This is a genomic window from Kitasatospora sp. MBT63, from assembly GCF_000710465.2.
GTDB lineage: Bacteria > Actinomycetota > Actinomycetes > Streptomycetales > Streptomycetaceae > Kitasatospora.
In genome coordinates, this window is the sequence record NZ_JAIZ01000529.1 from 1 (window position 1) to 11611 (window position 11611).

General features: G+C 72.5%; 12 protein-coding genes. 9 read left to right on the forward strand and 3 right to left on the reverse strand.

Translation table 11 applies throughout. The features are described from left to right. Positions 1–492 precede the first annotated feature (492 nt). The gene (locus tag AA75_RS28435) at positions 493–909 is read right to left on the reverse strand and encodes a PLD nuclease N-terminal domain-containing protein (protein ID WP_033823142.1); all 417 of its coding nucleotides are present in this window, start codon (positions 907–909) and stop codon (positions 493–495) included. A 102-nt stretch (positions 910–1011) separates the two neighbouring features. Here AA75_RS28435 and AA75_RS28440 point away from each other — a divergent pair, with 102 nt between their 5' ends. From AA75_RS28440 to AA75_RS28450, 3 genes are all read left to right on the forward strand, one after another. Further along, on the forward strand, positions 1012–2469 hold the full coding sequence (locus tag AA75_RS28440; protein ID WP_033823143.1) for a menaquinone biosynthesis decarboxylase: 1458 nt from the start codon (positions 1012–1014) through the stop codon (positions 2467–2469). Continuing rightward, positions 2466–3365 (forward strand): menaquinone biosynthesis prenyltransferase MqnP, encoded by a 900-nt coding sequence (mqnP, locus tag AA75_RS28445; protein WP_149038426.1) that lies wholly within the window; start codon positions 2466–2468, stop codon positions 3363–3365. Before AA75_RS28440 ends, mqnP begins: the two co-directional genes overlap by 4 nt. Positions 3366–3491: 126 nt before the next feature. Then, positions 3492–3866, forward strand: coding sequence for a VOC family protein (locus AA75_RS28450; RefSeq protein ID WP_033823145.1), 375 nt, complete (start codon positions 3492–3494; stop codon positions 3864–3866). Positions 3867–3888: 22 nt separating this feature from the next. On the opposite strand, the gene AA75_RS28455 is transcribed toward AA75_RS28450, so the two are convergent. After that, on the reverse strand, positions 3889–4599 hold the full coding sequence (locus tag AA75_RS28455) for an MOSC domain-containing protein (protein ID WP_033823146.1): 711 nt from the start codon (positions 4597–4599) through the stop codon (positions 3889–3891). Positions 4600–4697: 98 nt separating this feature from the next. Then, the gene (locus AA75_RS28460; protein ID WP_033823147.1) at positions 4698–5438 is read right to left on the reverse strand and encodes a cyclase family protein; all 741 of its coding nucleotides are present in this window, start codon (positions 5436–5438) and stop codon (positions 4698–4700) included. A 78-nt stretch (positions 5439–5516) separates the two neighbouring features. On the opposite strand from AA75_RS28460, the gene AA75_RS28465 reads away from it, so the two are divergent. The 6 genes from AA75_RS28465 to AA75_RS28490 all read left to right on the forward strand — a co-directional run bounded on the left by AA75_RS28465 (position 5517) and on the right by AA75_RS28490 (position 11550). After that, on the forward strand, positions 5517–6170 hold the full coding sequence (locus tag AA75_RS28465; RefSeq protein ID WP_033823148.1) for a UbiX family flavin prenyltransferase: 654 nt from the start codon (positions 5517–5519) through the stop codon (positions 6168–6170). Positions 6171–6290: 120 nt separating this feature from the next. Then, positions 6291–6755: an Lrp/AsnC family transcriptional regulator gene (locus AA75_RS28470; protein WP_033823149.1), complete on the forward strand. Its 465-nt coding sequence runs from the start codon at positions 6291–6293 to the stop codon at positions 6753–6755. Positions 6756–6760: 5 nt separating this feature from the next. After that, complete coding sequence (locus tag AA75_RS28475) at positions 6761–7723, forward strand: threonine/serine dehydratase (RefSeq protein WP_033823150.1); 963 nt, start codon at positions 6761–6763, stop codon at positions 7721–7723. Positions 7724–7833: 110 nt separating this feature from the next. Next, complete coding sequence (gene mqnE / locus AA75_RS28480) at positions 7834–8997, forward strand: aminofutalosine synthase MqnE (RefSeq protein WP_033823151.1); 1164 nt, start codon at positions 7834–7836, stop codon at positions 8995–8997. Between the two features lie 161 nt (positions 8998–9158). Continuing rightward, positions 9159–10475: a hypothetical protein gene (locus AA75_RS28485; protein WP_051813605.1), complete on the forward strand. Its 1317-nt coding sequence runs from the start codon at positions 9159–9161 to the stop codon at positions 10473–10475. A 133-nt stretch (positions 10476–10608) separates the two neighbouring features. Continuing rightward, positions 10609–11550, forward strand: a complete 942-nt coding sequence (locus AA75_RS28490) for a beta-ketoacyl-ACP synthase III (protein WP_033823152.1) — start codon at positions 10609–10611, stop codon at positions 11548–11550. Positions 11551–11611: the final 61 nt, after the last annotated feature.

Genomic DNA, 11611 nt, shown 5'->3' on the forward strand with positions numbered 1-11611 from the left:
CCTGCTCCCGAAGGTCGTGCAGCTCGGCCACCCGACCCCGGGCGTCAGCGGGGGTCTCGGGGACCTCGTCGCCGATCGGCGCCTCGTGCAGAACCGTCATCTCGAAACCACTCCAAGTCGCCGCGGGAACTGTCCGACAGCCGGACCTGCGATGGGCGGCTGCTGCTGCGAACACTTCTTCACTTACGACAGTACGAGGCGGGGCGGCCGCGTTTCGGCGTTGATTCCGTACAAGGTCGAGAGCCATTAGATGTACAGGCTGAACAGAACACCGTTCGGCACCCCGGGTGGGCCACCCGGGGTCGGACGCGTGTCCGAGGGGCGTCCCGGTGGCCGGGACGGTGAGGAAACCGGCTGGTCAGCGGGGTGCGTCAGGGGGAGGAGGGGGGCCCGGCAGGCGGCCGCGGCCGGCCGGGCCCGGCCCGCCCGACCGGCGGCGGACGACGCGGCGAACGGGCGGTGACTCGTAGGGAAGCGCCAAAAACGTTTCCGTCAGGCCCGAGGCCCCTTTTCGGGGTCATCCTTGCCCTCGCGGAGGTCCTCCTCGCGGCGGCGCAGATCGGCCTCCCACTGCTTGAGCATGTCCTCGTGCCGCTGGTTGTCCCGCTTCAACGAAGCCAGGAACTCCGGGTCGTCGTCGGGTGCCAGCTGGCGCCCGCGCGGGCGCTCGTACTCCGGGAACCCGGCGGTCGGTCCGGAGGGCCAGGCCGCCGTGCGGGCGCGGGCCGAGCGGCGCTCCTTGCCGACCGCGAGCCAGGCGATCGAGCCGACCAGCGGGAACAGCAGCACGATGACCACCCAGGCCACCTTGGGCAGGTAGCGGACCTCCTCCTCCGGGGCGGTCAGGCAGTCGATGAAGGCCCACACCCAGAAGGCGAGCGCGAGCAGGAAAGGCAGGTTCCTCAGCACGGCGGTGAACTCCCCCGGAAAGGTCGGCAGACGGGCCGGACAGGCTCCGGAAGGGGACCCTGTTGGCGGGGCCAGGTTAGTCCGTGCCGGATACTGGCTGGCATGGCATACGACGATCTCCGTTCGTTTCTGAGGGCCCTGGAGCGAGAGGGCGACCTCAAGCGGATCAAGGCAGAGGTGGACCCGTACCTGGAGGTCGGGGAGATCGTCGACCGGGTGCAGAAGGCGAAGGGCCCGGCGCTGCTGTTCGAGAACGTCAAGGGCGCCTCGATGCCGCTGGCGATGAACGTCTTCGGCACCGAGCGGCGCCTCGCCAAGGCGCTCGGCCTGAAGTCCCCGGACGAGATCTCGGAGAAGATCGGCGGCCTGCTCAAGCCCGAGCTGCCGAACGGCTTCACCGGCATCCGCGAGGCCTTCGGCAAGCTGGCCTCGATGACGCACGTCCCGCCGAAGAAGGTGAAGTCCGGCGAGGCACCCGTCCAGGAGGTGGTGCTCACCGGCGACGACGTCGACCTGGACCGGCTGCCCGCCCTGTTCACCTGGCCGCAGGACGGCGGTTCCTTCTTCAACCTGGGCCTGACCCACACCAAGGACCCGGACACCGGGGTGCGCAACCTCGGCCTCTACCGCCTCCAGCGGCACGACCGGCGCACCATCGGCATGCACTGGCAGATCCACAAGGACAGCCGCAACCACGCCGCGGTCGCCGCCAAGCGGGGCGAGAAGCTCCCGGTGGCGATCGCCTTCGGCTGCCCGCCGGCCGTCACCTACGCGGCCACCGCGCCGCTGCCGGGCGACATCGACGAGTACCTGTTCGCCGGCTTCGTGGCCGGGGAGCGCACCCGGATGGTCGACTGCAAGACCGTCCCGCTCCAGGTGCCCGCCGACGCCGAGGTGGTGCTGGAGGGCTGGCTGGAGCCCGGCAAGATGCTGCCGGAGGGCCCGTTCGGCGACCACACCGGCTTCTACACGCCGCAGGAGCCGTTCCCGGCCCTGACCATCGACTGCGTGACCATGCGGCGGCGCCCGCTGCTCCAGTCCATCGTGGTCGGCCGCCCGCCGACCGAGGACGGCCCGCTGGGCAAGTTCACCGAGCGGTTCTTCCTGCCGCTGCTGAAGGTGATCATCCCGGACATCGTCGACTACGACCTGCCCGAGGCCGGCGGCTTCCACAACTGCGTGATCGTCTCGATCGACAAGAAGTACCCCAAGCACGCCCAGAAGGTGATGCACGCGATCTGGGGCGCCCACATGATGTCGCTGACCAAGCTGATCATCGTGGTCGACTCCGACTGCGACGTGCACGACTACCACGAGGTCGCCTGGCGGGCGCTCGGCAACGTCGACTACAGCCGCGACCTGTCCGTGGTCGAGGGCCCGGTCGACCACCTGGACCACGCCTCCTACCAGCAGTTCTGGGGCGGCAAGGCGGGCATCGACGCCACCCGTAAGCTGCCCGAGGAGGGCTACACCCGCGACGGCGGCTGGCCCGAGATGGTCGCCTCCGACCCGGCCACGGCCGAGCTGGTGACCAAGCGCTGGAAGGAATACGGACTGTGACCACGGCGGCCGTCCCGGCCAATCCGAACAAGGCCAAGGCCTTCCTGCGGCTGGTGATGATCGAGCACTCGGTCTTCGCTCTGCCGTTCGCTTACATCGCCGCGCTCACCGCGATGTACGAGCGCTACGGCGAGATCCGCTGGGGCGTCCTGCTCCTGGTCACCGTCTGCATGGTCGGCCTGCGGACCTTCGCGATGGCCGCGAACCGGATCATCGACCGCGAGATCGACTCCCGCAACCCCCGTACCGCGGGCCGCGAGCTGGTCACCGGCGCGGTCTCGCTGCGCACCGCCTACCTGGGCTCGGCCATCGCGCTGGTGGTCTTCCTCGGTGCGGCCGCCCTGCTCAACCCGCTCTGCCTGCTGCTCGCGCCGGTCGCCGTGGTGCCGATGGTGGTCTACCCGTACGGCAAGCGGTTCACCGACTTCCCGCACGCCATCCTCGGCCTCGCCCAGGCGATCGGCCCGGTCGGCGCCTGGCTGGCCGTCACCGGCTCCTGGTCCTGGGACGCCGTGGTGCTGGGCCTCGCGGTCGGCATCTGGATCGGCGGCTTCGACCTGATCTTCGGCTGCCAGGACGTCGCCGCCGACCGCGCCGAGGGCGTCCGTTCGGTGCCCGCCCGCTTCGGCATCCCGGCGGCCCTGTACGGCGCCCGCGCCTGCCACGCCGTCACCACCGGCCTGCTGGTCTGGTACGGCCTGCTCACCGACGCCGGCCCGGCCTTCTGGGCCGGCCTCGCCGTGGTCGCCGCCGCCTTCGTCTACGAGCACTCCATCGTCAAGCCCGGCGACCTCTCCCGCCTCAACCGGGCCTTCTTCACCACCAACGGCTTCGTCGGCATCTCCCTGTTCGCCTTCACCCTGGTCGACCTGGTCATCCGCGGCCTCGGCCGCTGACCACCGCGCCCGTCGCCCGCCCGGCCCACCGCCGGGACACGCGGCGGGCGCGGTGCTGTCGGGCGGCGACAGGGCACGGGATCCTGGGACGAGAGTCAGCCGTCCGCTGTGAGGGAGTGTCCACCGATGATCGGCAAGCTGCAGTGCGTGGTGCTGGACTGTCACTACCCGGCGGGTCTGGCCCATTTCTACGCCGGGCTGCTCGGCGGCGAGGTGGACCGGCCGGATCCGCGGTGGGCGCTGGACGAGGAGTGGTCGACGGTGCACGCGCCCGGCGGGCTGGTGCTGGCCTTCCAGCGGGTGGAGGACTTCCGGCCGCCGATGTGGCCGGACCCGGCGCACCCGCAGCAGCTGCACCTGGACATCGAGGTGGCCGACCTGGACGAGGCCGAGGCCAAGGTGGTCGCGCTCGGCGGGGTGCACAAGCTCAGCGAGGACTCCTGGCGGGTCTACACCGACCCGGCCGGGCACCCGTTCTGCCTGGTCCGGCACGCGGCCTGAGCCGCGGGGCGGGCCCGGGCGCTCAGTCCAGGACCAGGGTGTCCCCGATCCGGAGCCGTCCCGGGCGGGTGACGGTGGCCAGGGCGTCGAGCCGGCCGTCGTGGGCGTTGGTGATGGCCTTGAGGATCTCCGGGGCGTGCGGCAGCCCGGGCTGGGCGCTGCCGCTCATCGCGCAGCGCCCGCTGGAGCGGACGAACGCCAGCCGGACGCCCCGCCGCACCCCGCCGGCGCGGCCGAACCAGCCGTCCTCGGCGAACGCGGGGGTGCCGGGCGGTGTCCGCAACAGGATGTTGGGGCGGAAGCGCCGCTCGTCCACCACCGCCGTGGGCACGGCCGCCCTAACCCAGTCCAGGGTGGCGGTGGTGAGCACGCTGACCGGCAGCTGGTCGAAGTGCGGGACGCCGTCCTCCCGGGCGAGGCCGACGTCGTCGCGTTCCAGGTAGGCGCGGAGGAAGGCGACCGGGTCGGCGACCGGGCTGCCGAGCGGGTCGAACAGCTCGGGGGCGTCGATCCGGCTGCCGAGCCGGGAGCTGAGCCGCAGCAGGCCGTCCATCCGGCGCAGCCGCCGGGTGTTCTTCCCGGAGCCGAGCCGGCCGGCGCCGTCCCGGACGGCGTAGATCCGGTCCCCGGCCAGCCCGCGTCCGTCCACCTCGACGACGTCGAGCGGCTCGCCGCCGGTGGACTTCACCGGGTACCGCCAGAGCCGCTCCACGACTCCGATGATCTCTGCCATGGCGGGAGCCTATCGGCGCCGCCGGTTATGGTCTAGACCAACTCAAGACGCTCTGGCGGCAAGCCCGTTGGCGCACCACCGCCCCCGCCGGGCCGCGCTCACCCCAGCCGGGCCACCGCCCGGACCGGAGCGCCGTCGGCCGCCACCAGCCGCAGCGGGAACAGCGACACCTCCACCGCCCGCCCCGCGGCCTGGGCCGCCAGCAGCGGGGCCAGGTCGGTGAGGTTCTCGGCGATCACCGCGCCGCCCTCGGGCCCGAGCAGCACCCGGTGCGCCGCCAGTGTCGGCTCCTCGGGCGCCGGGTCGTGCTCGTCGGCCAGCTGCTCCAGCAGCGCGGCCACCGCCGGGTCGGCCGGGCCCGGGTCCGGCGTCGGGTCGACGGACAGCGCGTCCACCCCGACCGTACGGATGCCCGCGGCGACGATCGCGTCGGCGGCCTCCGCGGTCAGGTACGGGTGCGCCAGGTAGCGGTCGGTGCCCCAGTGGCGCGGCCAGCCGGTGGCCAGCAGGAGGACGGTGCCGGGCCCCGCCAGCGCCAGCGCGGGCGCCAGCAGCTGCGGTGTCACCGGCGCCCGGGGGGCCAGTCCGCGCAGGTCGGCCACGACGGCCGGACCGGTGAACAGCTCCAGCGGCAGCCCGTCCAGGGTGGGCCAGGTGAGGTCCACGTGGTACGGCGCGTCCACGTGCGTGCCGGTCTGCGAACCGAGGTGCAGGCCGAGCACGTTCACCCCCTCGTCGGCCGAGGTGAGGGCGGGCCGCAGCACCACCTCCGGGTCCCCGGGGTAGACGGGCATCCCCGTGGTGACCGGATGCGTGAGATCGATCAGCGTCGACGCCATGCCCCCCATCCTCCCGCAGCCCCGGGCCCGGGCCCCTCGACGGGGGCGCCCCGGCCGGCACGCCCTAGGGTGCGAGGTATGAACGATCAGCAGGTGCGCAGGCCGTGGGTGGTAGGGGTGTCGGGCGCGTCGGGCACGCCGTACGCGGCCTCGGTGATCCGGGGGCTGCTGGCGGCGGGTGAGGCGGTGGACCTGGTGGTCAGCCGCGCGGCCCGGCTCACCATCCTGGACGAGACCGGCATCTCCTTCCGCGACGCCCACTGGCGGGACGACCTGGCGGCCTGGACCGGTGTCGAGGACCTCTCCGGCGTCCGCCACTGGCCGGCCGGTGACTTCGCGGCCGGCCCCTCCAGCGGCTCCTACCCGGCCAAGGGGATGCTGGTGGTCCCCGCGACCACCGGCGCGGTGGCCGGGATCGCGCTGGGCCTGTCCAAGGACCTGCTCCAGCGCGTCGCCAGCGTGACCCTGAAGGAGCGCCGGCCGCTGGTGGTGTGCCTGCGCGAGACCCCCCTCAATGGGGTGACGCTGAAGCACCTCGTCGAGCTGGACGCCCAGGGAGCGGTGGTGCTGCCCGCCTCGCCGGGGTTCTACGCGGGCGGCTCCACCGCCCGTGAGCTGGTGGACTTCGTGGCCGGCCGGGTGCTGGACGCGGTGGGTGTGCCGCACGCGCTGTACCGCCGTTGGGAGGGTGAACTGGGCGGGGCGGTGAAGGCACCGGGGCGGGCCGGGTGAGAGTCCGGTGAACGGGAGAGTATGTTCTTTGCGATATCCGGGTCGATCCGCGTGTAACGCCTTTGATTTCGGATAATGATCAGTGGGTCTGGAGAGGTTCGGAAGGACGCGGGCAGGCATATGGACTCAGTGGACAGACAGCTCATCCAGGCGCTCCGGGAGAACGGCCGCGCCTCGTACGCCGAGCTCGGCCGGCTGGTCGGCCTGTCCGGCCCCAGCGTGACCGACCGGATCAACCGGCTGGAGCAGGCCGGTGTGATCACCGGCTACCGGGCGACCGTCAACCCGGCCTCGCTGGGCTACGGCGTGACCGCCCTGATCGGTCTTCAGCTGACCGACGCCGCCGACCACGAGGACGTGGCGCACCGGCTCAAGGACCTCCCCGAGGTCGAGGACTGCTGGTTCATCGCGGGCGACGACTCGTACATGCTCAAGGTCAGGGTCCCGGACGTGGAGGGACTGGAGTCGGTGGTCAAGCGGATCTCCGGCACCAAGGGTGTGGCCCGCACCAGGACCACGGTGGTCCTCTCCACCAAGTGGGAGAACCGGGTGAGCGAACTGCCGCTGACGGACATGGGGGAGTGACGTCGATGCCACTGGTCGGACTGGAGGAGCTGCGCGCCGCGCAGCAGCGCATCGCCGGGGTGGCCGTACGGACCCCGCTGCTGCCGTGCCCGTGGGCCGCGGAAGGTACCCGTGCGCTCTGGCTGAAGCCGGAGAGCCTCCAGCCCACCGGGGCGTTCAAGATCCGCGGTGCCTACAACCGCCTCGCCGCGCTGAGCGAGGCCGAGCGGGCCCGCGGTGTCGTCGCCCAGTCCAGTGGCAACCACGCGCAGGCGGTGGCGTACGCGGCCCGGATCCTGGGGATCAAGGCCGTCATCGTGATGCCCGACACCTCGCCGGCCGTCAAGGTCGACAACACCCGCTCGTTCGGTGCCGAGGTGGTCCTGGTGCCGCCCGGCGAGCGGGACACCCTGCCCGCCGAACTGGTCGAGCGGCACGGCTACGTCTGGGTGCCGCCGTACGACGACCCGTACATCATCGCCGGGCAGGGCACCGTCGGCCTGGAGATCGCCGAGGACGCCCCGGACGAGCTGGACACCGTGCTCGTCCCGGTCAGCGGCGGCGGTCTGATCTCCGGTACCGCGGCCGCCCTCAAGCTGGCCTGCCCGGGCGTCCGGGTGATCGGCGTCGAGCCGGAGCTGGCCGCCGACGCGCAGCAGAGCCTGCGCACCGGCCGGCACGCCGTCTGGCCGGTCGCGGACACCTACCGCACCCTCGCGGACGGGCTGCGCACCCCGTCCGTCGGCGTGCTGCCGTTCGAGCACCTGCAGGCGTACGTGGACGACATCGTGACGGTCACCGAGGACGAGATCCGCGCCACCGTGGCCCTCCTCGCCCGCCGCGGCCGCCTGGTCGCCGAGCCCTCGGGCGCCGTCGCCCCCGCCGCCTACTTCCACCGCGCCGGCGAGCTCGAGGGCCGGGTCTTCGCCGCGGTCGTCAGCGGCGGCAACCTCGACCCGGCGCTGCTGTCCGAACTCCTCGCCGGGTAGCGGCGGCCGCCGTCCGCCGGGGTGGTGCGGCCCGGTTGCCGGGCCCGGCGGGCGCTAGGCGTAGTCTCGGTTCCGGCATTGATTCGAAGTCGGAGGAGGCGGAGCGCCGCATGGACGCAGGGCTCAAGCGCGAGCTGGAGGCGAAGGTCTACGCGGGTGAGCGGCTGACCCGCGAGGACGGCATCGCGCTCTACGAGAGCGACGACCTGGCCTGGCTGGGCGGTCTCGCGCACCACGTGCGGACGCGCAAGAACGGTGATGTCGTCCACTTCAACGTCAACCGTCACCTCAACATGACCAACGTCTGCGCGGCCTCCTGCGCGTACTGCTCGTTCCAGCGCAAGCCGGGCGAGAAGGACGCCTACACGATGCGGATCGAGGAGGCGGTCAAGCTCGCGAAGGCGATGGAGGTCGACTCCCTCACCGAGCTGCACATCGTCAACGGCCTGCACCCGACGCTGCCCTGGCGCTACTACCCGCGCTCCCTGCGCGAGCTGAAGGCCGCGCTGCCCAACGTCTCGCTCAAGGCGTTCACCGCCACTGAGATCCACTGGTTCGAGCGGATCAGCGGCCTGAGCGCCTCCGAGATCCTGGACGAGCTGATCGACGCCGGTCTGGAGTCGCTGACCGGCGGCGGCGCCGAGATCTTCGACTGGGAGGTCCGGCAGCACATCGTCGACCACGAGACCCACTGGGAGGACTGGTCGCGGATCCACCGCCTGGCGCACGAGAAGGGCCTCAAGACCCCGTGCACCATGCTGTACGGGCACATCGAGGAGCCCCGCCACCGGGTGGACCACGTGCTGCGGCTGCGTGAGCTGCAGGACGAGACCGGCGGGTTCCAGGTCTTCATCCCGCTGCGCTACCAGCACGACTTCCACGACTCCAAGGACGGCATCGTCCGCAACAAGCTGATGGACCGTACCGAGATGGCGACCGGCGCCGAGGCGCTGAAGACCTTCGCGGTCTCCCGGCTGCTGTTCGACAACGTGCCGCACGTCAAGGTCTTCTGGGTGATGCACGGCGTCACCACCGCCCAGCTGGCGCTCAGCCACGGCGCGGACGACATGGACGGCTCGGTGGTCGAGTACAAGATCACGCACGACGCGGACAACTTCGGCACGCCGAACAAGCTCGGCCGTGACGACCTGCTGGACCTGATCCGCGACGCCGGCTTCCGCCCGGTGGAGCGCAACACCCGCTACGAGGTCATCCGCGAGTACGACGGCCCGGACCTGCAGCGCCGTGAGACCCCGCAGGCGATGCGCCTCTGACCAGGCGTCCCCGGCCCGCCGCCCGTGCCCCCGAGGGGCCGGGCGGCGGACGTCATGGACCGGCCCGGACGGGCCCGTTCATGAAAGGGAGCGCGTATGCTCACAGGCTCACCACACGCCACGGGTTCCGCTCCGCCCCGAGGCTTGGAAGGATCGTCAGCATGTCCGGTTCCTACCGTGCCCAAGCGCCGTACCCCCAGGCCGCCCCGGCGGCACCGTACGGCGGCGGGCCGGTGCCGGGCCACCCGGCCGGGCCGCAGGACCCGTGGGCCGGGCAGCACCAGTACCGGGCCCAGGATCCGTACCAGCAGCCGTACGACCCCTACCAGGGCCACCCGCAGGCCGGCGGGTACGACGGACATCAGGGCGGGTACCGGACCGGGCAGCAGCAGTACCAGGAGCCCCACCCGGCGTACCAGCCGACGCAGTCCTTCCAGCAGTACCCGGCCGAGCCGGCCGGCGACCTGTACGCCGAGGACCCGTACGCCGAGGACCTCTACGCCGAGGACCTGTACGACGCCGAGCCCTTCGAGGCCGCACCCCCCGCGCCCGTACCGCCCGTCTCCCCGGCGCCCGCGCCCCTGGCCGCCGGGCGGCGGGCCGCCGTTCCGGAGGGGGCCGAGGACCGCTCGCGCGGCCACCGGCGCAAGCCGAAGGCCAAGCGCCGCGGCGGGCGGGCGACGGTGGGTGCGGCGGTGGTCCTGGCGGCCGCGGCGGGCTGGTTCTCCGTCGGCCCCGGGCGCGGCCTGTCCACGTCGATGGTCAGCGCCCTGGACCATCCCGAGCCGGACCAGGTCACGCCCCGGACCGACGACCCGGCCGCCGCCGCGGCCGCGAACCGCACCGAGGCGCCCGTCGCCGACCGCTCCACCCGGTCCGACACCGGCCTGGCCGCCATCGCCGGCCTCGGCCCGTCCTGGATGGCGAAGATACCCGCGCAGACCAACCAGCTGGTGCTGGTCTCGGGCCGCGGCAAGGACTCACCCGACTCCACCGTGACGATCTGGACCCGCACGCCCGGCGGCGGCTGGAAGCCAGGGACGAGCTGGCCCTCGCACAACGCCCTCAAGGGCTGGACGGCCTCGCACACCGAGGGCGACCTGCACAGCCCGGTCGGCCTGTTCTCGCTCAGCGACGCCGGCGGCCGCAAGCCCAACCCGGGCAGCGCCATGCCGTACAGCGAGGACGCGAACTTCGTGATGGGCGGCAAGGGCTTCAACGGGGAGCCGCTGGCCGGCTCGTTCGACTACGTGGTCGCGATCGACTACAACCGGGTGACCGGCCGCTCACCGCTGGACACCGCCAAGCCCGAGGGCAAGGCCAAGGGCGGCGGCGTGTGGCTGCACCTCGACCACGGCGGCCCCACCCACGGCTGCGTCTCGCTGACCGAGGACCACATGGTCGAGCTGATCAAGACGCTCGACCCGGCGGCCCATCCGATGATCGCGATGGGCGACGCGGACTCGCTGGCGGTCTGACCTGGGCGGTCGGGCGCCACCGCGGCCGGCCCGCCGTGCCAAGGGGTGTTGTCCGGCCCCTACAGCATCCGCCGCCGGATCCTGTCTGAGGGCGTCACCGCCCGACTCGCCGGTAACCGGGTTGAGTTGCGGTATGACCGCCTCTCGTATCGTTTCGCTCGGCCACTACCAGCCGCCCAAGGTCCTCACCAACGACGACCTGGCGAAGCTGGTCGACACCGACGACGAGTGGATCCGCTCCCGGGTGGGCATCCGCACCCGGCACATCGCGGTCGACGAGACCCTGGTCGACCTGGCCACCGAGGCCGCCCAGAAGGCCCTGGCCGGCAGCGGCTTCCAGGCCGCCGAGATCGACCTGGTGGTGGTCGCCACCTGCACCGCCGTGGAGCGCAGCCCCAACACCGCCGCCGCGGTCGCCGCCCGGCTCGGGGTGCCCTCCCCGGCCGCGTACGACATCAACACGGTCTGCTCGGGCTTCTCGTACGCGCTGGCCACCGCCGACCACGCGATCCGGGCCGGTTCGGCCACCCGGGCGCTGGTGATCGGCGCGGAGCGGATGTCGGACACCATCGACTGGACCGACCGCTCGACCTGCGTGATCTTCGGCGACGGGGCCGGTGCGGCCGTGGTCGAGGCGGTGCCGGACGAGCAGTCCGGGATCGGGCCGGTGGTCTGGGGCTCGACCCCGGAGAAGGGCGACGCCGTGGTGATCACCGGCTGGGACCCGACCATCAGCCAGCAGGGCCAGGCCGTGTTCCGCTGGGCGACCACCGCCATCGCCCCGCTGGCCCGGGAGACCTGCCGCAAGGCCGGGCTGGAGCCGTCCGAGCTCAAGGGCTTCGTCGCGCACCAGGCGAACCTGCGGATCATCGACGCCATCGCGGCCAAGCTCGGCGCGCCGGACGCCGTGGTGGCGCGCGATGTGGTGGACTCGGGCAACACCTCGGCCGCCTCGATCCCGCTGGCACTGTCCAAGCTGGTCGAGCGGGGTGAGCTGGCCTCGGGCGACCCGGTGCTGCTGTTCGGCTTCGGCGGCGGTCTGGCGTACGCCGGCCAGGTGGTGCGCTGCCCGTAGCGCGCAGCCCCGTACACACGCCGGTGGGGCGGACCTACTTGGGCGGCTTCTTTCCGGCCAC